Below are 23,608 nucleotides of genomic sequence, written 5' to 3'. Positions count from 1 at the left end.
CTTAAAAAACTTCTTTTAGCAATTATTATTCAAATTAATTTAAAGTAAAAACAATATAATAATCTTGATAATAGTTATCAATAAGATATACTGTTAAAAAAGGATTTACGTATGAGTAATAATCATTTAATTCATACCAATGAATTATCAGATTTACTATTAACTAATATTAATGACAAAGATACATTTAACCAACTAATATTGAATGGTGCAGATGTAAATTATCAAAATAGTTATGGCTGGTCAGTTTTATTTGAAACAATAGTTGCAAAAAATACAAAAAGACTAAAAGAGATAATTAAATTAAATGTAAATATAAATGTTAGAGACAATGATGGACGAAATGCACTTTTTTGGGCAGTTTATTCTGAAAATATGGAAGCTTTCAAACTTTTACTTTCTACTAATATAGATTTAAATATTCATTTAAAAGAGAAGTTACATGTTTTACATTATTGTGTGTATAAAGGTAAAACTGAATTTATTGAGATTTTATTAAATAGAGGAATTGATATAAATTTATGCGACCATCTGGAAGCAAATGCTCTTTTTTATGCTATATTATATAAGCATTTAGATTTAGTTGATTATCTTTTAAGTAGAGGTGCCAATAAACATCAAATAGATGTATTTGGTAATAGTGCTTACTCTTTAGCAAAAGAGTATGATATAAAAAAAGTTATTACAGATTAACATAAAGGAAGAAAATGAAAAATTTATTTACTATTGATACAGTGAAAGCTCATTGTGATGTACCTTGTGGAATTTATGATCCAATTGCTGCACAAATTGCTGCGTTAAGTGTTATTAGAATGGTTGATTTAATGGAAGGTTTAGAAAAAAGTGATAGTTTAGATTATATTAATACAATTTCTAGACATGTAGCAGTTAAAGAAGAAGAAGCAGAAAAAGTAAAACATGAAGTAAGAATTATTTGGGGAGATTTTATCAAACCACCTATGGTTGAAAAATATCCAAATGTACATGCTTTAGTTCATAATATAATGGCTTTAGGAAGTGCAAATAGACAACATGTTTCTAGAGATAAAGCAGTAGCGTTACTTAATGCAGTAAATGAATTTGCGGAAATTTTCTGGGCACTTAAAGAAGTTCCTACAAAAAAAGTAAAAGCAAATTATCTTCCAGGTGAAGAGATTGTTGTTCCTGCATAAAGGTAATGTTTAAATTCTTAAAAATAAAAGGGGACTCTATGTACCCCTTTTATAAAAATGGCGAAAGAATATTTTGTTTAAAACCTTTTTTCTTTAATAAAATAGAACTTGATGATACAATTATCTTTAATCATGAGAAAGAGGGAATGATGATTAAACAAGTAACTAAAATCAATGAAAAAGGTTACTATGTTGAAGGCACTACTCCTTATAGTATAGATAGTTCAGTTTTTGGTTATCTAAAGAAAAAAGAAATTTTATATAAAGTTCTTTTTAGGTTTTAATAATACTAAACTATTTTATTCTCTTTTCCAATTTTTTAATAGTTTTTGAACTTGAAAGCTTTAGAAGTCACTCTTATAATTAATCTTTATAAAAATTAAAAAAATCTAAATAATTTATCATAGTTAAAATCAATAGGATAACTGAAAAATAGCTAGTTATAATGGGGTTAAAAAATTAGGTAATAAATTATGAATAATATATCAAAACAAAATTCTATAAAAGGTTCTTTTTTCTCTGCAATAGTTGCTGATGCTTTATGTTTAGGAAGTCATTATGAATATGATGCAAAAAAAATTTATAAAGCTTACGGAGAGAAGCCCATTGAAAAGTTTATGAGCCCTGGGGAAATGATGGGTGGCATGACTCATGGAATAGGTTGGGGTGAGCAAAACTACCATCCTGGGAAAAAAGCTGGTGGTACTACAGATTATGGAGATTATAATATATTAGTTCTTGAGCATTTAGCGACAATTTCAGAGCCTCCAAGAGCTTTTGATGTAAAAAGGATACTTCCTCATTGGATGAATAGATTAGAACACTCTTGGGGCTCTTGGATATGTACAATGACAAGAGAAACTTATGCTCAAGTAAAAAAAGGTGTTCCTGTTGAAAATCTTGGTGGTTATTCAAATGCAACGGCAATAAGACATGTAGCAGCTCATGCATATTATGAAGATGAAGAAGAATTAGTAGACGTTGCAAAAAAAGTGATGTTTACACATAGAGAGACTCATGCTCTAGGTGGAGCAGAATTTTTTGCACGAGTTACTTCTAGAGTTATAAATGGAACTAAACCAAGAGAAGCTATTGAAGAAGTAGCAATTTTAATGGGTGGTTTTTTTGAAGATAAAGTTAGACAAGCAATTGCAAAATATGAAGAAGAATCAAATCCCGAATCTGATTTATCAAAAGAACAGTTTAGTGATGACTTATCACTAACTTCAATGGCAAGACTTTGGGATGTAGGAAGAAGTGAACCTATTAAAGTAGGAAAGGCTAGTCCAACTGAAGGTACATTGCCAGGAAGTGTATATTTTATTTTGAAATATGCAGATAAAGAAGATGGTCTAAAAAAAGCTTTACAGGCTAATGCTATGGTTGGTGGTGATAACGCTTCTAGGGGGATTATGATTGGTATGGTTTTAGGTGCTTATTTTGGAGTGAATGCAATTCCAACTGAATGGAAGGATTCACTTGATCAGTGGGAGTATTGTGAGAAGTTACTTAATAAATTGCCTTTATTAAAAAACTAATTGTTTTATAAATTAGATTGATTTAGATATAAATTACATTCTTTTGAAATATTTAATTTCATATTTTTTTCAATCTCTTTTTTATCTTTTAAGTTCAAGTTAATTACAGTAAATAATGAATTAGATATTGAATAACCACAAGTATATGCAGCTGTTATTATAGAGGATAGAGTTTTTTCTTTATCTTTAATTGAACACATTATAGTCTCTTTTTCAATATTTGTATTATTATCATACTCTTTTGTTAAACAAGAATCAATTGTAACTAAAATTGGAATTAAATCTTTCTCAATATTATCTTCAATAAAAATTCTTTTATATGATTCAAAATATTCTCTAAATGTGAATAAGTGTTTAAGAAGCTCAATATTCCATTTTCTTACTGCGTTATCATATGCTTCTTTTCTTTTATTAAGTTTTTCTTTTTCTACAGCTCTTAAGTATGCTGACTTTAAGTATGTTGCTTCTGTGAGTCTTAATGCTAGAGTTTGAGAAAATTCTCTAACATGATTGTAGGCTTCTTTTTGAAGATGTATTTCTTTTTCTCTTTTTTGAATATAATCTGTTAATAATGTTCCAATAATTCCAGTTAATAAAAATCCAATAATAACTGATGTTAAAGGGTGCTTCAATATATTACTAAAATTCATATTATATCCTTTAATAAGAAATATAATAATTTTAGCAATAAATAATTATAAAAAATTTAAGATTATTAGTTAGTTTTCTTTACTTGTAGCAACATTAAATTTCCCAACAGCACAGCTAACAAAACTCTTAGCAGTTGCAGCAGCTTTATCAAATCCACTCAATTCATCTGTAGTCAAAGGATAACCAAGACCTCTAAGTTTTACTTTTAACTCTTCCATTTTTTCATCTTCTATATCAAGAGTAATCTTTCTAGGTTCAACCTCTAAATCTACAGTAACTTCACCAAATTCTTCTTTTAAAGCAGTTGTTAATGTATTTGCACAACCACCACATTTTACATTATAAACTTCTAATGTTTTAATCATTTCTGACCTTTTGTATTATTTGATTTAATTATATCTAATTTATGTGGAGGGTGTGTTGAAAGATAATAGTTAGGAGAGTTCCTAACTATTTTTGAAAGTATTTTGTATTTAGTGTATCTACTAGTTCTTGTACTGATGAAACTGAGTTTGCAAATAGTGCTTTTTGTTCTTCATTTAGATTTAGTTCTATGATTTTTTCAACTCCATTACTTCCTAACATCACAGGTACTCCACCAACAATGTTTTCATAATCATATTCTCCATCTAACATAACTGCACAAGGATAGATTTTTCTTTGATTATGTAAAATTGCTTCTACCATAAGTGATGTTGCATGAGCTGGCGCATAATAAGCTGAACCAGTTTCTAGCAGTTTTACAATTTGAAGTCCACCATTTTTTGTTTTTGTTACAATATCTTCAATATCACTTTTGCTTAACAATTCTGGTATTGCAACTCCTGCAACTGTAGAGTAGTTTGGAAGTGGTACCATATCATCACCATGACCACCCATAACAGAAGATTCTATTTGTCCTGCACCATAACCTACTTTTTCTAATATAAAGTGAGACATTCTTGCGCTATCTAAGATTCCTGCCATTCCAATAACTTGCTCTCTTGGAAAGTTAGTTACTTTTAAAGCTGTATAAACCATAGCATCTAAAGGATTTGATACTATTACAAGTTTAGCTTTTGGCGCGTAAACTTTTACATCCTCTAAAACACTTTCCATGATTTTTGCATTTGTTACTAGTAGATCATCTCTACTCATTCCTGGAGTTCTTGGAAGTCCTGCTGTTATAACAATAACATCACAACCTTTTAGTTCTATTCCTGAAGTTGCAGCAGTTACTACTGTATGAGATTTTGCAGCATTTGCAGATTGTGAGATATCTAACGCCATTGCTTGAACTATATTTTCTCTAATATCTTTTAGTACGATATTTGAACAAATTCCTTTATGTGCAAGCGTATAAGCTAATGTTGAACCAACATTTCCTACTCCAATAATTCCTACTTTTTTAGTGTTCACTATAAACCCCTTGTGTTTTAATAGTTTAATTATATCAAATTTATTTTAATATAATTAAATTATTTGTATATTTTTTAAATAAAAAAAGGTAAGACGAAAAAGTCTTACCTTTTATATTATGCAATTATATGATAATTAGTCAATAATTGAGTTTAAAGTTGCTGATGGTCTCATAGCTGCTGATGCTAACTCATCATTTGGTAAGTAGTATCCACCGATATCTACTGCATTACCATGTGCTGCAACTAATTCAGCATTAATTTTATCTTCATTTGAAGTCATTGCTTGGGCAATTGGAGCAAACTCTGCTGCTAATTCAGCATCGTCAGTTTGCTTAGCTAATTCTTGTGCCCAGTACATTGCTAGGTAGAAGTGAGAACCTCTATTATCAACTGAACCTAATTTTCTTGAAGGAGATTTATCTTCTAAAAGGAAAGTTCCTGTTGCTTTATCAAGTGTAGTTGCAAGAACTTGTGCTTTTGCATTGTCTTGTGTATTTGCCAAGTGCTCAAAAGATGCAGCTAAAGCCATGAATTCACCTAATGAATCCCATCTTAGGTATTGCTCTTCTGTAAATTGTTGAACGTGTTTAGGAGCAGAACCACCAGCACCAGTCTCAAATAATCCTCCACCTTTCATTAATGGAACGATTGATAACATTTTTGCAGATGTTCCAAGTTCTAAAATTGGGAATAAGTCAGTGTTATAGTCTCTTAAAACATTTCCAGTTACAGAAATAGTATCTAAACCTTTTCTCATTCTTTCAACTGAAGTTTTTGTAGCTTCAACTGGAGCTGCAATAGTAATGTCTAATCCAGATGTATCATGTTCTGGTAAGTATTTATTAACTTTTTTAATCATTTCTGCATCATGAGCTCTGTTTTCATCTAACCAGAAGATTGCAGGAGTATTTGATAATCTAGCTCTAGAAACTGCTAATTTAACCCAGTCTTGGATTGGAGCATCTTTTGCTTGACACATTCTGAAGATATCACCTTCTTCTACATCAAATACAAATACATTATTTCCATCTTTATCAATAACTTTGATAGTACCTTTTCCTGCTGCTTGGAAAGTTTTGTCATGTGAACCATACTCTTCAGCTTTTTTAGCCATAAGACCAACATTTGGAACTGTTCCCATAGTAACAGGGTCTAATGCACCATTTTCTTTACAATCATCAATAACTGCTTGGAAAGATCTTGCATAACATCTATCTGGAATCATTGCTAAAGTATCTTCTTCTTTATCTTCAGCATTCCACATTTTACCACCACCTCTAATCATAGCTGGCATAGATGCATCAATAATTACATCTGATGGTACGTGTAAATTTGTAATACCTTTAGCTGAGTTTACCATCGCAAGTCTTGGTTGTTTAGCATATACTGCTTCAATATCAGCTTCAATTTCTGCTTTTTTATCTGCATTAACTTGATCTAATTTAGAGTATAAGTCACCTAAACCATTATTGAAGTTAACACCTAGTGAATTAAATAATTCACCATGTTTAGCAATTAAATCTTTGAAATATACTTTTACTGCAAATCCAAACATGATTGGGTCAGAAACTTTCATCATAGTTGCTTTAAGATGTAAAGATAATAAGATTCCTCTTTTTTTAGCTTCATCAATTGCATTTTGGTAGAATTCTTGTAAAGCAGCAGCTCTCATTCTAGTTGCATCAATAACTTCACCAGCTTCTAGTGGCGTTGAAGCTTTAAGAACTGTTTCTTCTCCTGCTTCATTGAAGAAAGAGATTTTAACATCATTTGCTTCTGTCATAGTAGTAGCTAATTCTGCACCATAGAAATCATCAGCATCCATATGTGCTACATCTGTTTGAGAATCTTTAGCCCAAGCTCCCATTCTATGTGGGTTATTTTTAGCGTAGTTTTTAACAGCTCCAGGAGCTCTTCTATCTGAGTTACCTTCTCTAAGTACTGGGTTAACAGCAGATCCTAAGATTTTAGAGTATCTAGCGATTGTTTCGTCAGATTCATCATAATTAGGTACATTGTAACCTTTTGCTTGTAATTCAGCAATTGCAGCTTTTAACTGTGGAATAGACGCTGAAATATTTGGTAATTTTACAATATTAACAGATGGGTCTTGAGTTAACTCTCCAAGCTCTGCTAAATGATCACCAATTTTTTGATCATCAGTTAAGTTATCTGGAAAAGTTGCAAGAATTCTTCCTGATAATGAAATATCTTTTGTTACCATTTCAATACCAGAACTCTTTGTAAAAGCTTTGATAATTGGTAAAAATGAGTAAGTAGCTAACGCAGGTGCTTCGTCAACTCTAGTGTAAATGATTTTTGACATGTCTCTTTCCTAGTTTGTAATTTAAGTAGAGATATAATAGCAGTATTTAAATTTATGATAATTGAAAATAGTTCTTATTTTGGTTACATAAAAGTGACTGTTTCAATTATGCACAAATATTATTTTACATTATTCCATAAATCTTTAATAGAAGAGGGTTTTTGCTTAGAAACGTCTGTTTTCATGATTTTTTTAGCTTCTTTATCAATTTTCGTCTCTTTTTCTTTTACTTTAGTGTAACTTTTTTTAACACCTCTATTTGCATTTATATTATTTACATGAGCTTTATATGTACTTGTAAATTTATGAAGACCTGTTTTATTATCTTTTACAAAATATAAGTAATTACTTTTTACAGGAAAAATAGCTGCTTTAATTGCATTTAAACTAACTGCTGAAATAGGATTTGCTGGAAGTCCTTTATTTTTGTATGTATTGTATGATGAGTTGTCTTCTCTAATTCTTTTTGCAGTAACTTTTACATGGGAATATTTACCATAGTTTAAAGTGCCATCCATTTGTAGTGCCATACCTTTTCTTAACCTATTATAGATAACAGATGATACAAGTGGCATTTCATCAATAGAGGCTGCTTCTTTTTGGATAATTGAAGCCATTGTTATATAGTAGTACCATTTTTTCTTGTCATAATAACCAAAAATCTTTTTAGAGAATTCTTCATATTGTTTATTTGTATTTGAAAATAGATAAAATAAAAGATGGTCTTCTTTCATTCCATAAGGTAAAGAATATGTATCTGCAATAATATTTCCATCAGCTTTATATGCATATTTATTGTAGATGTCTTCTAATTTTTCATGAGATAGGTTAAATTTCTTTGATAATTGTTGTAAAAATATATATGAAGTTTCACCAGGAATTAAAGTTATTGTTTTTAATGCTGCTTTTGACTTTGTAATTTTATATAAAAAATCACCTTTTAGCATATATTGAGATTTTAAATCAATCCATCCAGCTTGAGGATAACCTAAATAATCGATTATATATTTATCTATAATATTTAATTCATATCCAGTTTTATTTAAATGTGTTATAATACTATTAGTACTACCTTTAGGGATGTGTAACACTTTTGTTGAACTTAACGGTATATTCACATAAAACAGTACAACAATACTTGCTATAAGGAACATCTCGATAATGTTAAAAATTATCAAACTTACTATAATACTATTATTAACTTTTTTATTAGTTGTTGTTTTTTCACTATTTTCTGGCATTAAAATTAATTCATTCTCTTTTGGAAATTTTTCGATTTCGCAATTGTATATAAAATTGGATAAAAAACTCATTGTAGAAGTTGAAGAGATTATATTTGAATCAAAAAAATCTGAAGTTGAAAGCTCAAGTGAAGATATTCAAAAAAATATTGAAAAATTGCCAGAAGTTTTAAAGGTGTTTCAAAAAATTGATATTGAAAGACTAAAAATAAAAGATAATGAATTTACAATAGTATTAAATGAGAAACATCTTTATTTAGATAACAAGTTTGTAAATATATCTGCTGATTTAGATTTTGCAGCTTCAGATGTTATATTAGATGTTTATTCTATATATTTAAAAGATATAGAACTTGCTTTAATTGGAAAATCAAAAGTAAACATTTCTAAAAAGATGTTAAACTTTTTTGGAAAATATGCTTATAACAATTTAGAAGGTGAATTAAATGTACAACTTACAGAAGATGTTTTAGATTTTTATATAAATAGTACAACAAATATAGAATCACTTAAATTTTTAAAGAAATTTTTTAGACTTGATAGTGTTGCAGAAGCTTGGATGTATGACAATGTTACTGGAAAGATGAAATTAAATTATCTTTATGGAAAAATTGATTTAAATAAAAAACTGCCTATTATGGATTCTTTAAAAGGGCAGGTTTTAATTGAAGATGCAAAAATAAGATTTCATAAAGATGCAAAACCTGTTGATACTAAAAAATTAACAATTGATTATAAAGGTGATAAGTTATCTTTTACTTTAGAAAAGCCAACATACAATAAAAGTAAAATTTATGGTAGTAAAGTTTATATTACAGATTTAACTAGTTTAGAAAAAGGAGTAGTAGTTGTTGATTTAAAAACTAAATCAATCTTAAACAATGATATCCTTGAAATTCTAAAAGCATATAAAATAAATCTTCCTTTAAGACAAAAAAGTGGTAAGCTAGATTCAAGGTTGATTTTAAGAATTCCTTATTTAGCTTCTAGAAAAATGGATGTTGATGGTACTTTTAATGCGACAAATGCAGTTTTAAGACTAAACAATTTCGAATTTTTAGCAAAAAAAGCAAAAGTTGTTTTAAAAGATAATGATGTTGTAATAAAAGACTCACATATGATTCATAATGATATGCTAGATGCATATTTGGATTTAACAATTAATACTAAAAATTCAACTGCTTACGGAAGTGCAAAAATTAACTCTTTTGATATAGGCTCAAAAGAAGATTCAGTTGTAAATATAAATGATTTGAAAACAGATTTAAAAATTGATTTTAAAAATAATACAGAGATTGATTTAAAAGCTTTACAAACAAAATTAGATATTTCTAAAGAGAAGATAAATGTTGATATAAAAGATTTAAGTATTGTATATCCTTATTCTAAACTTCTTGAAACAATTGATATTAAAAAGGGTGATTTAAATGTAGATATTATTGATGAGGATAATATTTCTTTCAAAGTAAATGCAAAAGATTTAAATTTTCCATTTGAAAAAAATGGAAAAGCTATTAAAGAATTATCTGCAAAAGGTAATATAAAAGGTAAAACTACAACAATCAAAACAAATGATTCTGATATTGAAATATTATTTAAAGATGAACTAAATCCACTTTTAAAACTTAATAATATTGATTTAGTACTTGAAAATAATACAAAAAAAAGTACGAAGTCTAAAAAGTTTCCTAATATTGACTTGGAACTAAAGAATTCAATTATAAAATTTGATGATGAACATAATTATAAAACTTCTTGGGCAAACATTCATATAAAGAATTCTAAGATTAGTTTTGAAGGTGAGGCTTTAGATTTAGATTTACCAATAGCTAGAAAAGGAAAACAAGCCAAAAATCTAACAATATATGGAACATATGCAAAAGATATTTTAGATATAAAAACTAAAGATGATAAATTAAAATTAAAATATGAATTAGAAAAAGAAAAGTTAACTATGAAATTAAATGGTTATGATGTTCTTTATGATACAACAATAGAAGAAGACAAAGATTCTAAGATCGCTTACTATATTAGTGGTATAAATTCAAATATTATTATGAATGAAAAATATATTGCAAAGGCAACTACATATGATTTTATATTTGAAAATCATAAAACAGATATAGATTTAAAATATAAAGATACAAAGTTTATGTATTTTAAAGATTCAGCTGGAAATATTCTTGTAAATGCTAAAAATATGAATGATGAGTTTTTAAATGCTTTAATGAGTAAAGAGTTAATTAAAGATGGAAATGTAAACCTTACTGCAAATGGTAAAGATGGAGTGATAATAGGTAGTGCGGATTTATCTAATACTAAAATAATTGATTTAGCTATTTTAAACAATTTACTTATATTTATAAATACATCTCCTGCATTAATAAATCCATTTTTAGCTATTCCATCAGTTGTGGGAATGGCGACAAATGGTGGGTTTAATTTAAATGGGTACAGAGTAAATGAAGGAAAAATTGATTTTTCTTATAACTTTGAAAAGAAATATTTAAATATGAATAAGATTTTTACAAAAGGAAATGGAATTGATTTTGATGGTCATGCAACAATTGATTTTGATAGTTCTAAAATAAATTCAAAACTAAAATTGATATTTTTAAAAGATTATTCAAAGATAGTGGGTGCAATACCAGTTATAAATTATGTATTATTAGGGGATGAAAAAAGAGTAGATACTCAAGTTGAAATTTTTGGAACATTAGAGGAACCAAAATATAAAACAGAGTTGGCAAAAGAGGGTGTAACAGCTCCTGTAAACTTGTTAAAAAGAATTATAACTTCACCAATAAAACTAATAGAAACATTGGGTGGAAGTATAGATAAAAAAGATGCTAAAGAAGAGGAAGAAGAAACTAAGAAAGATAATAAATAAAAATTTATTATTCGTTTCTTAGTACATCTATTACATCGATATTTGTTGCTTTCTTTGCTGGATAGTAAGAAGATAATAGTACAATAATAACTGCACCAATAATAACTGATATAAAATCTAGTGTTGATAACTCTAATGGAAGTTTTGATGTTCCATAAACATCTGCTGGAAGAGAAATAATATCAAAGGTATCTAGTATCCACATTCCAAGGAAACCTAATCCAACACCTACAATAATTCCAGAGAAACCAATAATAGTTCCTAGTTTTAAAAATATTTGTTTAATTTCTTTATATGAAGCACCCATAGATAAAAGTAGGGCAATCTCTTTTCTTCTGCTCATAACAGTCATTAGAAGTGATGATATTATATTTAGTGAAGCAACTAGTATTATTAGCATTAAAACAATAAATAGAGCTTTCTTTTCTAATTCCATTGCAGCAAAGAAGTTTCCATTTTGTTGCCACCAACCAATAACTCCAGCACCTTTATCTTTTAAAAATTCTTTTATTTCTACAATATCTTTTCTTGCATTGTCTGAATATACATGAATACCATCATAAATTGTTTTTTCTTTTTTTAAAAGTGTTTGTAAGGCTTCAATTGAAGTGTAAATATAAGCTTTATCATATGCATGCAAACCAGATTTAAAAGAGTTCTTATATGTAAATCTTTTAAGTTTTGGCATCATTGTTAAACCACTTGGATTTATTGATGTAAAATATAGAGTTGCTTTATTTCCAACTCTTAAAAATAAATTTTGTCTAATTCCATCACCAATGATAATATCGTATTTTGATAACTTTAAACCTTCTGCAGCTTCTTTATAAATAGAGTTTATCTCTGATTCTTTTTTAGGGTCAACTCCAAAAATCATACCACCACCCATATTATCACCACTTTGAATAATAACTTGAGAAGATAAATAAGGAGAGAATTTCATATTTGGGAATTTTTCTTCTAATTCTTCTAAAAGTTTTGTATTTATACTATTTTCATATTTAGCATAAATAGATAAAGGATAGTTCATTGTAAAAAGTTTTTTTTCAAACTCTTTTGCAGTACCATTCATGATAGCCATAGTAACAATAAGTACCATTACTCCAACAGCTACACCTACAAATGCTAAAATAGCACTTATAGATATAAATGGATTTTTTTTGTCAAATTTTAGATATTTTTTGACAATAAAGTTTACTAATTTTTTATTCAAACTAGTTTCCTGCAGCTAAACCTCTTTTGGGTCCACTTTTTCCACAACATTGTTTATATTTTTTACCACTTCCACAAGGACAAGGCTCATTTCTAGCAATTTTCTTTTCACTTGATGCTATTGCTTCTTGATCTAAGTTTGTAACTAAGTTTTCAGTAGCTTCTTCCATCTCTGCTTTCATTTTTGCTAAAGCTTCTTGCTCTTTTTGTGCATCATCATTACTTTGAAGTTGAACAGTAAATAATACTTTTATAATTTCATTTTTAATATTTCCAATTAAATCAATAAACATGTTATAAGATTCTTTTTTATACTCAACAAGTGGATCTTTTTGGTTATAACCTCTAAGCCCAATACCTGCTTTTAATGTGTCCATTGAATATAAATGTTCTCTCCAAGCATTATCTAAAATTTGTAAGTATAATACTCTTTCGATTTCACTTTTTTGCTCAGGTGCAGCAACTCCCATCTTTTCTTCATATACTTCTTTAATAATAGAAACAAGTTTTTGTTCTAATGCATCATAATCTTCTGAAGTTATATCTTCTTGTGTAATGATTAAGTTTAATTCTTCTTTGAATTTTGTAATAATAAATTCATAATTATAATCTTCTGAAGGCATTCCTTCAATTATTTCTGCATTTGCTAATAAATCTTGAATATATTCTAATCTATTTTCATCTAATTTTGACATGATGTCATATTCTGGATCTAATAAGTCATTTCTAAATGCATAGATTACTTTTCTTTGTTTATTTGCTACATCATCATATTCAAGTAAGTGCTTTCTACTCTCAAAGTGCATAGTTTCAACTTTTTTCTGTGCATTTTCAACAGCTCTTGTAACCATCTTTGATTCGATATGTTCACCTTCTTCAATACCAATTCTTTCCATAATACCTTTGATTTTATCTGAACCAAAAATTCTAAGTAAATTATCTTCTAATGATAAATAAAATTGAGATTCACCAATATCACCTTGTCTACCAGAACGACCTCTTAACTGATTATCAATTCTTCTTGATTCATGTCTTTCAGTTCCTATAATCGCTAATCCACCAAGTGAAAGTGTTTCTTCAGTAAGTTTAATATCAACACCCCGTCCAGCCATATTTGTAGCAATAGTTACTGCACCTTTTTGCCCAGCATCTTCTACAATCTTTCCTTCTTTTTCGTGTTGTTTAGCATTTAATACTGTATGTGGAATTTTTGCTTTTGTTAATAAGTTATGTAAATGTTCTGACTTTTCAATAGAAGCAGTACCAACTAATACTGGTTGACCTTTTTCGTTGTATTCTTTGATTTTTTTACTAACAGCTTCAAATTTTTCTCTTTCACTTTTGTAAATTAAATCATTTCTGTCAAGTCTAGTAACAGGAACATTTGTAGGAATAGAAACAACATCTAAGTTATAAATTTCTGCAAACTCTGTTGCTTCTGTTTGTGCAGTACCAGTCATACCTGCTAATTTACCATACATTCTAAAGTAGTTCTGAAATGTAATATCTGCTAATGTTTGTGATTCATCTTGAATAGTAACGCTTTCTTTTGCTTCAAGTGCTTGGTGTAGACCTTCACTAAATCTTCTACCTTCACTTAATCTTCCTGTAAATTCATCTACAATGATTACTTCATTGTCTTTTACAACATAGTCAACATCTTTTTCAAATATATAGTTCGCTTTTAAAGCTTGGTCAAGGTGATGAGAATACATTGCATTTTCTAAAGAATATAAGTTATCTACTTCATATAATTTTTCTGCTTTTTCAATACCTTGTTCTGTAATTAAAACTGCTTTGTTTTTTTCATCAACTGTGAAATCACCAGTAGAATATGGTTTTTCTTCTGCTGATTTAGGTTCAATAACTTCACCTTTTTCTAAGGCTAATGCAATCTGATTTGATTTAGCATAATCTGCGCTTTTATGGTTTGTAGGTCCTGAAATAATAAGTGGAGTTCTTGCTTCATCAATTAAAATTGAGTCAACTTCATCAACAATTACAAAGTTATGTTCTCTTTGAACTTTTTCTTCTAAATCATAATGCATGTTATCTCTTAGATAATCAAAACCAAATTCATTGTTTGTTCCATAAGTGATATCTGCTAAATATTGTTCTTTTCTTTCACCATCATCTTTTAAACTACCAATTAATGCACCAACTTGGAAGCCTAGAAAGTTATATAAAGGTTCTAATTCTTTTGCATCTCTGCTTGCTAAATAATCATTTACAGTAACAACATGTACACCTTTTCCAGTCATTGCATTTAATATAACAGGTAATGTAGCAACTAAAGTTTTACCTTCACCTGTTTTCATTTCAGCAATTCTACCGTCGTTTAAAACCATACCACCAATAAGTTGTACATCATAGTGTCTCATGTTTAATGTTCTTTTACTAGCTTCTCTTGTAATAGCAAAAGATTCCGTTAATACGTCACTAAGAGCTTTTTCTTCACTTTGCACTTGTTTTTTTAATTCTTCAAAAGAAAGTTTTAATTCTTCATCATTTAAAGCTTCATACTTGCTCTCTAGAGCAGTAATTTCATTTGCTCTTTTTCTATATCTTTTAACTTCTCTATCATTTGATGTTCCAAATATACTTGAAAAAATATTAATCATAAAATAAATTCCTTTTATACCAAACAGTTTCACAATACTTATACTTTAATTTGGTATTAGTTATAATCGCAAGATTATATAAAAATTAAGGTTAAAATATGGTTTATAGATTTTTAGTATTAGTTATGATGTTTTTTTCAAACGTATTTGCTTCTTCACAATTAGAAAATTTAAAGAGTTTTGAAGCAGAATTTATTCAATCAGTTACAAATGAAGCAAATAAAACAATTGAATATAAAGGAAAGGTATTTATTAAGAATAGCGGCAAAGTTTTATGGAAGTATGAAACTCCTATTATTAAAAATGTTTATGTTCTTGATAATATAGCAATTGTTGATGAACCAGAGTTAGAACAAGCTATTTATACAACATTAGAAAACAGTATTGATATAGTAAAACTTCTAAAAGATGCGAAAAAAGTTGAGAATAATAAATTTGAAGCAGAGTTATATAGTATAAAATATATTATTTTTTTAGAAAATGATAAAATAAAATCTCTTTCATATGTAGATCAGTTAGAAAATAAAGTTTCTATTAATTTTGATAATCCTAATCAAAATATTGAAATTTCTGATGATATATTTACTTTTCTACCCCCAGAACATTATGATATTATAAAAAAATAACTATTTAAGTAAGTCTTAAATAGTTAAGGTATAATATTATATTATAAACCTATAATATTATATATTATAATATTTCACGTTCTTGGAGGAATATTATGTCTTACAAATTATCAAAGTCTATTTCTTATACTATTTTATTTATCACAGTTCTTTCTATTTTTATTATTGGTGCAACTTGGATAGGTTATGACTATAGAAAATTTAATCAAAATTTAGAAAAACAAAAAATTGAATATATAAAAAATGAAAAACAAAAGATTAAAAATGAAGTAGATAGGGTTATTGCTTTAATTGATTATAGCCATTCTTTAAAATACGAGAGAATTAATGAACTTTTAAAAGAAAGGGTTGATGAAGCTGAAAGTATAGCTGTAAATATATATAACAAATACAAGAATACTAAAACTAAAGCAGAAACTATTGATATTATTAAAAATGCATTAAGAGAGATAAAGTTTTTTGATGGTTTTGGTTATTACTTTATGTTTGATTTAGATGCAAAACTAATTGTACATGGTTTAAAACCAGAGTTTGAAGGCACTTATAAATTTAAAAACTATACTGATGTTAGTGGAAAAAAAGTTATTCAAGAACTTATTAATATTGGAAAAACAAAAAATGAAGGTTTTTTAGATTGGACATATTATAGGCCAGATAAACCTGATATTCAGGCTGAAAAGCATGGTTATGTTAAATTAATCAAACCACTTAATTTTGTAGTAGGTACTGCTGATTATATTTTTAGAGTTGAAGATGACTTAAAAAAAGAAGTATTAAAAAGAATTAGAAATATATCTTATGAAAATGATGGATATATATTTGTAGTTGATAGAAATGGTAAAACACTTGTAAATAAAAAGTATAAAGAAAATGAAGGTAAAAGTCCAAGTGACTTAACAAATCAAAAAATAAAAACTGCTATTAATACGATTGTTGAAAAATCTAAAAAAGATTTAAGTGGTTTTATTGAATATAAGTTGAGTCATAGAAGTTCAGAAAAGGTTTTAGACAAGTTAACGTATATAACAACCTATGAAAAATGGGGACTTATTATTGGTACGGGTAGATATTTAAATGAACTAAATGATTTAATAGATGATAAACATGAAGAGTTAATTAAAATAATAGAAGAAGAGATATTTTACACTATTTTAGTATTGATTTTTATGATTTTTGCAATATTTTTATTGAGTAAATATTTTACACAAAAAATTGATAAAAGTATTTCTATTTTTGTGAAGTTCTTTAAAATGGTAAATGTAGAAAATAGAAAAATTCCATCTAAAAGTCTTCAGTTTGAGGAGTTTCAAGAATTAGCAAAATGTATAAATGAGATGCTTGATACCAAGTTAAGACAAGAGCAAAATATTTTAATAAAAAATAAAGAAGTATTAATAAGTAGTTCATTACTTGGAGAATATAAAAAAGCTGTAGATGCAGGAACAATTGTTTCCAAAACAGATAAAAATGGTGTAATAACTTATGTTAATGACGAATTTTGTAATATCTCTGGATATAGTAGAGATGAGTTATTAGGAACTAATCATAGAATAGTAAGACATCCAGATGTAAAGCCTCCAATTTATAAAAATATGTGGGAAAAAATATTAAGTAAAAATATTTGGAAAGGTGTTATAAAAAATAGAGCAAAAGATGGTACTAGCTATTATGTAAAAACTACAATAGTTCCTATTTTAGATATAAACTCAGAGATAAAAGAGTTTATTGCTATTAGATATGATGTAACTAACTTAATTAAACAAGCTAAGAAAATAAGATTCCAAACAACAGATTTACTTACAAAATTACCAAATAGACAAGAACTTTTAAGTGATTTAGAAAATGATGATAATCTAAAATTAGCTATTTTTAATATAGTAAGATTTAAAGAGATAAATGAGTATTTTGGATTTAATTTAGGTGATAAAGTATTAAAAGAAATGGCAGGATTATTTAGAGAATATGTAATAGGTAAAAAAATAAAACTCTATAAACTTCAAGGTGATGAATTTGCTTTCTTATCAAATAGTGAAGTTACAGAACATGATTTTAAAAATTATTGTATAGATCTTTTTTCTAAATTTAACAAAACTAATTTGCTTATTGATGGTAATAATTTAGATGTTGAACTAATTGGCGGTGCATCTTTTCAAAAGAATTATTATATAAATGCTGAAATATCAAAAAATCATGCAAAAGATACGACTCAAGATTTTATCTTTTTTGATGAAAACTTAGATATTAAAGATACTCTTGTTAATAATATTAATTCAACGAACCAGTTAAAAGAAGCGCTTCGTGAAGATAAAATTGTTGTTTTTGCTCAACCAATTATTTTAAATAATAGTAATACAATAAATAAATATGAATGTTTAGTTAGATTAATTGATAATGATGGAAATATCGTACCTCCTATTAAGTTTTTAAATATTGCAAAGAAATCAAAAATGTATACTCAAATAACACAAAGAGTTGTAACTAAAGCCTTTGCTTATTTTTCAAAAAGAAGTGATGACTTTTCAATTAATTTGACTTTAGAAGATATCTTAAATAAAGATACTGTTAAATTAATAAAAGAAAAACTAATTGAGTATCCAAATACTTTAAATAGGGTAATCTTCGAAATTGTTGAAGATGAGGGTATTGAAAATTATGAGGAAGTTAGTAATTTTATAGAAACAGTAAAAAATCTAGGTTGTAAAATAGCAATTGATGATTTTGGAACAGGTTATTCAAACTTTGATTATCTTATGAAATTAAATGTAGACTTTATAAAAATTGATGGTTCTATGATTAGATATTTAGATCATGACGAAAATGCAAAAGTCGTGACACAGTTAATAGTAGATTTTGCAAAAAAATTAAAAATGAAAACAATAGCAGAGTTTGTACACTCTAAAGAGATTCATGATATTGTAACTGAAATGGGAATAGACTATTCTCAAGGTTTTTATTTAGGTGAACCAAAACTTATCTCTGAGTAAGAAATTTCAAAAAGTATTTACTTTTTGATTTAGATTTTAGTATATATGAATTATAATTGCGTTTTAGGTACAACAGATAATAGCTTGTAATTTTACAAGAGGAAAGTCCGGGCTGCTGTGAAGTATGGTTCCATTTAAAGAATGGCTAGAGTAATCTAAGGGATAGTGCAACAGAAAGTAAACCGCCACTTAGGTGGTAAGGGTGAAACGGTAGAGTAAGAGCCTACCAGCATTTTGAGCAATCTTAATGGCTATGTAAACCCAACCTGCAGCAAGAAGGGGTGGTATAAACTTCACAATAGATGCCCTTCGCATGATTGTTAAAGTAATTTAGCAACTAGATAAATTATTATCAAAAACAAAACGCGGCTTATGGTGTACCTAAAATCTATATCTTATTGTCTTTAAAAAATAAAATTTTGTCTTGGAGATTAAAATGGTAGAGTTTGAGTTTTTTGAAAAACTATCAGTTGAAGATAAAGACTTTTTATTATCAAATGCAAAGTATATAGAGCTTCCAGAGAATTATACTCTTTTTTATCAAGGTGATATTTGTAAAGATATTTTACTTTTAGATGAAGGGAAAGTAAAACTTGTAATATATGGTGATTTAAATGATATTGTTTCTTTATATGATATAAAAAAAGGGGAACAGTGTATTATTAACACTTCTAGCACTTTATCAAATTCTGAAGCAATAGCTACTGCTCAAACTGTTACAGCTATCAAAGGATGGCTTATTCCTGAAAATATATTTAAACAATTGATGATTAGGTCTTCTACTTATCAAGAATATATATTTTCTCTTTTTTCATTAAAATTTAATGCGCTAACTACACTTATTGAAGATATTAAGTTTAAGCGACTTGATACAAGGGTTTTAGAATATCTAGAAAAAAGAGATGAAAAGATAGTTCAAATAACACATGAAGAATTAGGGTTAGAATTAAATACTTCAAGGGTAGTTATAAGTAGAGTTCTAAAAGATCTTGAAAATAAAAATTTTATAAAACTTCATAGAAAAAAAATAGAAATACTTTAGTTATGTAACATAGGTTGCAGAAATTATTTTTTAATTTTTATATCATTCTTTATACATTTAATAAAAAGGATAAAGAATGAATAAAAACTTAGGAAAAGTAGATAGAACTTTACGAATAATTATTGGTATTGTGATTATTGTTTTTGGTGTAATAAATAACAGCTGGTTAGGGCTAATAGGAGTGATACCTATTTTCACTGCACTTATATCTTGGTGTCCACTTTATTGCCCTCTAAAAATAAATACATGCTCTAAAAAAGAGTGTGACTTATAAAAATTATGTAGTATAGAAATATTTATCTATACTACATAATATTTTTTCTAATAACAATCAAATAAAAATAACATTTCTCTTATTTTTACCTCTAGATTAATTTTTACTGTGTTAAAATATTATCACATATAATGATGTTTCTAAAAGGTTAATATGAATTTTAAAAATGAAAAAAGAATTTTAAATATTATTAAATTCTCACCTCCGATTTTTATCTTAACAATGGGTTTTCTCGTTATTTTTTTCCTATATTTAGATAATCAAAATATAATAAATCAAGAGAAGAATAATATTGAACAAAATTTTATTGAAAATAATAAAAAGATTATAAAAGATCAAATAGAAAATCTTTATAATTATATACTTAACGAAAAAGAGAGTACAGAAACAAAATTAAAAAATAATTTAAAAGAAAATATTCAATTAGCTCATCAAATAGCTACATCAATTTATGATAATAATAGAGATAAAACAGAAGATGAAGTAAAAAAATTAATAAAAGATGCCATAAGAGATATTAGGTTTAACAATGGTAGAGGGTACTTTTTTATTCATGATAAATCTATATTTGCAAATACAATGCATCCAATTATGCCTAAGCTAGAAGGACGAAATTCTTATAATGTCCAAGATGCTAGAGGTGTTTATATAATAAGAGAAATGCATAAACTTCTAAAGCAAAAAGATGAAACTTTTTATAGTTGGTATTGGTATAAACCAAGTGACAAGAAAAATCAGTATAAAAAGATTGGATATATTAAAAATTTTGAACCATATAACTGGTTTATTGGAACAGGGGAGTATGTAGATACTTTTGAAAAGAAAATTAAAAAAGAACTTCTTCAATATATAAATTTATTACGATATTCAAATAATGGATATGTTTTTGTTTTAAGTTTTGGTGGAGTTACTTTAAGTCACAAAGAAAAAGAATTAATAAATACAAATAATTTAGTTAAATATAATAAAAAAATTTTTAATCGAATGTTAGAAACAATAAAAAATGGAGATAACTTTTTAACATATTCTTTAGATATTACACAGAACCATACGGAAAAGACTTCATATATAAAAAGAATCGATAAATGGGAATGGATAATTGGTACTGGTTTTTACTATGAAGATATGAGAGAATCTATTATAAAAAAACAAAAAGAGTTAGAAAAGAGATTAAATAACAATATTAAAAAAATTATAGTTATTTCTTTAGGTTTAATGTTTTTATTATTGATTTTATCATTTTCTATATCTAAACTTTTGCAATCATATTTTTTTAATTATAAAAAAAGTATTAATGAACATATTGATGAGAATACAAAACAAAAGAATTTATTGCTAAAAGCACAGAAAATTGCACATATTGGAAATTGGGAAGTTGATTTAACTAACAATAATATCTATTGGTCTGATGAAATGCTTAACATTTTTGGACTAGAAGAATACCCAAAAGATATTGGTCCTGTATTTTTAAAGAGTATTATGCATAAAGATGATATTGCTTGTTTTGAAGAATCTATATCAAATGCTATAGAAAAAAATTCTAAACATCAAAGTGTTTATAGAATATATCGGCCAAATAATGAAATCAGATGGATAGATTGTCGAGGGAAATTAGATAAACAGACAAATACTTTAGTGGGGACAATTCAAGATATAACACAAAACAAGCTTTTAGAAGAAGAGAAAAAAGAGAAAGAAGAGATGTTATATCAACAATCAAAAATGGCTTCAATGGGTGAAATGATAGGGAATATAGCTCATCAGTGGAGACAACCTCTATGCGTCATTTCAAGTGCTTCTACTGGATTGAGAATTAGAAAAGAGATTGATGCTTTATCTGATGAAGATTTTATTAGTTCGATGGATAAAATAAATGATACAGCTCAATATTTATCTCAAACAATTGAAGATTTTAGAAACTTCTTTAATCCAAACAATAATAAAGATGAATTTAGTATAAAAACTGTGATAAGAAAAACAATTAGTTTATTAACATCTCAGTTTAATAATAAAGAGATTGAGATTATTGAAAATGTTGAAGATATTGAAATATATGGACTTGAAAATGAATTAATTCAAGTTTTAATTAATATAATTAATAATTCTAGAGATGCTTTACTTTCTAATCAATCAGAAAAAAGATACATATTTATTGATGCTTCTATTACGAATAACAATCTTGAAATAAAAATAAAAGATAATGCAGGTGGAGTTCCAGATAGCATTATACATAGGGTTTTTGAACCATATTTTACAACTAAACACAAAAGTATGGGGACAGGAATAGGGCTATATATGTGTAAAGAGATTATTACTCGGCATATGAATGGAACTATAAAAATGAAAAATAGTGAATATATTTATAATGATAAAAAGTATGCAGGAGCATTGATTAAAATAGTATTACCTATAAAATAGAGAGATAAATTTAGACACAGAATGTGTCTAAATTTATATTATATTAAAATCCAGCAGAGTAACCTCTACTAGAATGACTCTTAATTAGTCCATAATAAGTTTTATCTCTAATTTGTTTAATCATATTTCTAAGAGTAAAAATAGATGTATTTTTATCTTTCCATGCATTCTTTTTAATAGTATCTACATCAACGATAGTACCTTGACTATTTAAAATAGTATGAAAAATATTCATTTGTGTTTTTGTTAAACATGTATCAACATTCTTTTTATCAAAAACTTTTTTTAGAACTTTATCGTAATAAAAACCTTTTCCTAAATCAATTCTACTGTTAATTTGTTGACTTAGAATTTCTTTTAAAGTATCTTCAATAGATAACTTATACTCTTTAGATTTGCTGTTTAAAAACTTTTGCATATCTTTAGTTAAATCAATTGTTACATTGCTGCTCATAATCTTTTCTCGCTTTTTATTTGTATTATAACACACATAATTATAAAAAAACTTTAAAATGAGTCAATTGTGAGACAATTCTTAATAGATTTTTAATAAATAATTTTTTTATGCCTTAAAAATTATTTATTTTTTACTATTCCATCTCTTTATAAACTCTTCTCTTGTGTAAATAGTGGCACCTAAATCTAACTTATATAATAGCTGAGGATGCCCAAGATTCCAGAAACTATAGTCATTTTCTTCTAAATATGAATTTAGTAAAACTAGTTGCAACTTACCCCAATTGTTATATTTTTTCTCTTTTGTGGTAAATCCAGTCAAAGATGTATAAATATTACCCACCTGGTAACCAATTTCACCAGAAATCAACAAATTTGACACTTTTTCACTAACTTCTACACTTATAAGTTTAAAATTATTGTAATTTATATTATCTTTTTTTATCTTTTTTAATATATTTATGTATTCATCTTTAAGCCATGATTCTTCATGATAGTTTTTAATTTTCTCTAATACTTCATCAAACTTTTCATTTATTGTAAATTTATAGTTATCTTCTTTTAACAATCTTGATACTTTTTTAGGTATTTTAATATTTTTAAAATCCATTACTGCATAATCAAATTGCATCTCAGGCAAAAGAAAAAACTCGTTGTCTTTATACATTGAAGTAGTAATAAAACCACATTGTGCAGCTTTTATATAAAATTCACTTGAAAAATCATCACTCCAATAGTAGTTCTCTTCCATATTTGG

General features: G+C 26.9%; 19 protein-coding genes and 1 other RNA gene. 11 read left to right on the top strand and 9 right to left on the bottom strand.

Annotation, left to right across the window (positions count from 1 at the left end; genetic code table 11):
- Window positions 1-111: 111 nt before the first annotated feature.
- The 4 genes from BT997_RS07180 (at window position 112) to BT997_RS07165 (ending at window position 2,710) form a co-directional block, all read left to right on the top strand.
- Entirely contained in the window at window positions 112-693 is a 582-nt protein-coding gene (locus tag BT997_RS07180; protein ID WP_072680763.1) for an ankyrin repeat domain-containing protein, read from the top strand.
- A 14-nt stretch (window positions 694-707) separates the two neighbouring features.
- Window positions 708-1,172: a superoxide dismutase, Ni gene (gene sodN / locus BT997_RS07175; protein WP_072680762.1), complete on the top strand. Its 465-nt coding sequence runs from the start codon at window positions 708-710 to the stop codon at window positions 1,170-1,172.
- A gap of 5 nt (window positions 1,173-1,177) precedes the next feature.
- Entirely contained in the window at window positions 1,178-1,456 is a 279-nt protein-coding gene (locus BT997_RS07170; protein ID WP_083568541.1) for a S24/S26 family peptidase, read from the top strand.
- Between the two features lie 189 nt (window positions 1,457-1,645).
- Window positions 1,646-2,710, top strand: a complete 1,065-nt coding sequence (locus BT997_RS07165) for an ADP-ribosylglycohydrolase family protein (protein ID WP_072680760.1) — start codon at window positions 1,646-1,648, stop codon at window positions 2,708-2,710.
- A 5-nt stretch (window positions 2,711-2,715) separates the two neighbouring features.
- Here the strand turns inward: BT997_RS07165 and BT997_RS07160 are convergent, their stop codons facing one another.
- The 5 genes from BT997_RS07160 to mltG all read right to left on the bottom strand — a co-directional run bounded on the left by BT997_RS07160 (window position 2,716) and on the right by mltG (window position 8,328).
- Window positions 2,716-3,360 (bottom strand): hypothetical protein, encoded by a 645-nt coding sequence (locus BT997_RS07160; RefSeq protein ID WP_072680759.1) that lies wholly within the window; start codon window positions 3,358-3,360, stop codon window positions 2,716-2,718.
- Between the two features lie 69 nt (window positions 3,361-3,429).
- Entirely contained in the window at window positions 3,430-3,726 is a 297-nt protein-coding gene (locus tag BT997_RS07155; RefSeq protein WP_072680758.1) for a heavy-metal-associated domain-containing protein, read from the bottom strand.
- 85 nt (window positions 3,727-3,811) lie between these two features.
- Window positions 3,812-4,759 carry a malate dehydrogenase gene (locus BT997_RS07150; protein WP_072680757.1) on the bottom strand — a complete coding sequence of 316 codons (948 nt, stop codon included), beginning with the start codon at window positions 4,757-4,759 and terminating at the stop codon, window positions 3,812-3,814.
- A gap of 135 nt (window positions 4,760-4,894) precedes the next feature.
- Window positions 4,895-7,087, bottom strand: coding sequence for an NADP-dependent isocitrate dehydrogenase (locus BT997_RS07145; protein ID WP_072680756.1), 2,193 nt, complete (start codon window positions 7,085-7,087; stop codon window positions 4,895-4,897).
- A gap of 119 nt (window positions 7,088-7,206) precedes the next feature.
- On the bottom strand, window positions 7,207-8,328 hold the full coding sequence (gene mltG / locus BT997_RS07140) for an endolytic transglycosylase MltG (protein WP_072681037.1): 1,122 nt from the start codon (window positions 8,326-8,328) through the stop codon (window positions 7,207-7,209).
- Between the two features lie 55 nt (window positions 8,329-8,383).
- On the opposite strand from mltG, the gene BT997_RS07135 reads away from it, so the two are divergent.
- Window positions 8,384-11,218: an AsmA-like C-terminal domain-containing protein gene (locus BT997_RS07135; RefSeq protein WP_174247210.1), complete on the top strand. Its 2,835-nt coding sequence runs from the start codon at window positions 8,384-8,386 to the stop codon at window positions 11,216-11,218.
- A gap of 7 nt (window positions 11,219-11,225) precedes the next feature.
- Here the strand turns inward: BT997_RS07135 and BT997_RS07130 are convergent, their stop codons facing one another.
- Complete coding sequence (locus BT997_RS07130; RefSeq protein WP_072680754.1) at window positions 11,226-12,431, bottom strand: ABC transporter permease; 1,206 nt, start codon at window positions 12,429-12,431, stop codon at window positions 11,226-11,228.
- A 1-nt stretch (window position 12,432) separates the two neighbouring features.
- Window positions 12,433-15,051: a preprotein translocase subunit SecA gene (secA, locus tag BT997_RS07125; protein ID WP_072680753.1), complete on the bottom strand. Its 2,619-nt coding sequence runs from the start codon at window positions 15,049-15,051 to the stop codon at window positions 12,433-12,435.
- A 98-nt stretch (window positions 15,052-15,149) separates the two neighbouring features.
- Between secA and lolA the strand changes: the two genes are divergently transcribed.
- The 6 genes from lolA (at window position 15,150) to BT997_RS07090 (ending at window position 22,395) form a co-directional block, all read left to right on the top strand.
- Window positions 15,150-15,677: a LolA-like outer membrane lipoprotein chaperone gene (lolA, locus tag BT997_RS07120; RefSeq protein ID WP_072680752.1), complete on the top strand. Its 528-nt coding sequence runs from the start codon at window positions 15,150-15,152 to the stop codon at window positions 15,675-15,677.
- Between the two features lie 95 nt (window positions 15,678-15,772).
- Window positions 15,773-18,661: a cache domain-containing protein gene (locus tag BT997_RS15340; RefSeq protein ID WP_083568539.1), complete on the top strand. Its 2,889-nt coding sequence runs from the start codon at window positions 15,773-15,775 to the stop codon at window positions 18,659-18,661.
- A 64-nt stretch (window positions 18,662-18,725) separates the two neighbouring features.
- Window positions 18,726-19,049, top strand: an RNA gene (rnpB, locus tag BT997_RS07105) — RNase P RNA component class A.
- Between the two features lie 48 nt (window positions 19,050-19,097).
- Entirely contained in the window at window positions 19,098-19,703 is a 606-nt protein-coding gene (locus BT997_RS07100) for a Crp/Fnr family transcriptional regulator (protein WP_072680751.1), read from the top strand.
- 76 nt (window positions 19,704-19,779) lie between these two features.
- Window positions 19,780-19,977 (top strand): DUF2892 domain-containing protein, encoded by a 198-nt coding sequence (locus BT997_RS07095; protein ID WP_072680750.1) that lies wholly within the window; start codon window positions 19,780-19,782, stop codon window positions 19,975-19,977.
- Between the two features lie 153 nt (window positions 19,978-20,130).
- Window positions 20,131-22,395: a cache domain-containing protein gene (locus BT997_RS07090; protein ID WP_072680749.1), complete on the top strand. Its 2,265-nt coding sequence runs from the start codon at window positions 20,131-20,133 to the stop codon at window positions 22,393-22,395.
- A 43-nt stretch (window positions 22,396-22,438) separates the two neighbouring features.
- On the opposite strand, the gene BT997_RS07085 is transcribed toward BT997_RS07090, so the two are convergent.
- Together BT997_RS07085 and BT997_RS07080 are read right to left on the bottom strand one after the other, a co-directional pair.
- Window positions 22,439-22,849, bottom strand: coding sequence for a hypothetical protein (locus tag BT997_RS07085; RefSeq protein ID WP_072680748.1), 411 nt, complete (start codon window positions 22,847-22,849; stop codon window positions 22,439-22,441).
- Window positions 22,850-22,975: 126 nt separating this feature from the next.
- Window positions 22,976-23,602, bottom strand: coding sequence for a hypothetical protein (locus BT997_RS07080; RefSeq protein ID WP_083568536.1), 627 nt, complete (start codon window positions 23,600-23,602; stop codon window positions 22,976-22,978).
- Window positions 23,603-23,608: the final 6 nt, after the last annotated feature.

This window comes from Arcobacter sp. LA11 (genome assembly GCF_001895145.1).
Taxonomy (GTDB): Bacteria; Campylobacterota; Campylobacteria; order Campylobacterales; family Arcobacteraceae; genus Halarcobacter.
The sequence above is the reverse complement of the archived record's forward strand: the minus strand, read 5'-3'. Positions and strand labels throughout refer to the sequence as shown.

Coding starts and splice junctions, on each gene's coding strand:
- BT997_RS07180 (WP_072680763.1), top strand. CDS start 112: ATGAGTAATAATCATTTAATTCATACCAATGAATTATCAGATTTACTA.
- sodN (WP_072680762.1), top strand. CDS start 708: ATGAAAAATTTATTTACTATTGATACAGTGAAAGCTCATTGTGATGTA.
- BT997_RS07170 (WP_083568541.1), top strand. CDS start 1,178: ATGTTTAAATTCTTAAAAATAAAAGGGGACTCTATGTACCCCTTTTAT.
- BT997_RS07165 (WP_072680760.1), top strand. CDS start 1,646: ATGAATAATATATCAAAACAAAATTCTATAAAAGGTTCTTTTTTCTCT.
- BT997_RS07160 (WP_072680759.1), bottom strand. CDS start 3,360: ATGAATTTTAGTAATATATTGAAGCACCCTTTAACATCAGTTATTATT.
- BT997_RS07155 (WP_072680758.1), bottom strand. CDS start 3,726: ATGATTAAAACATTAGAAGTTTATAATGTAAAATGTGGTGGTTGTGCA.
- BT997_RS07145 (WP_072680756.1), bottom strand. CDS start 7,087: ATGTCAAAAATCATTTACACTAGAGTTGACGAAGCACCTGCGTTAGCT.
- mltG (WP_072681037.1), bottom strand. CDS start 8,328: ATGCCAGAAAATAGTGAAAAAACAACAACTAATAAAAAAGTTAATAAT.
- secA (WP_072680753.1), bottom strand. CDS start 15,051: ATGATTAATATTTTTTCAAGTATATTTGGAACATCAAATGATAGAGAA.
- lolA (WP_072680752.1), top strand. CDS start 15,150: ATGGTTTATAGATTTTTAGTATTAGTTATGATGTTTTTTTCAAACGTA.
- BT997_RS15340 (WP_083568539.1), top strand. CDS start 15,773: ATGTCTTACAAATTATCAAAGTCTATTTCTTATACTATTTTATTTATC.
- BT997_RS07100 (WP_072680751.1), top strand. CDS start 19,098: ATGGTAGAGTTTGAGTTTTTTGAAAAACTATCAGTTGAAGATAAAGAC.
- BT997_RS07095 (WP_072680750.1), top strand. CDS start 19,780: ATGAATAAAAACTTAGGAAAAGTAGATAGAACTTTACGAATAATTATT.
- BT997_RS07090 (WP_072680749.1), top strand. CDS start 20,131: ATGAATTTTAAAAATGAAAAAAGAATTTTAAATATTATTAAATTCTCA.
- BT997_RS07085 (WP_072680748.1), bottom strand. CDS start 22,849: ATGAGCAGCAATGTAACAATTGATTTAACTAAAGATATGCAAAAGTTT.
- BT997_RS07080 (WP_083568536.1), bottom strand. CDS start 23,602: ATGGAAGAGAACTACTATTGGAGTGATGATTTTTCAAGTGAATTTTAT.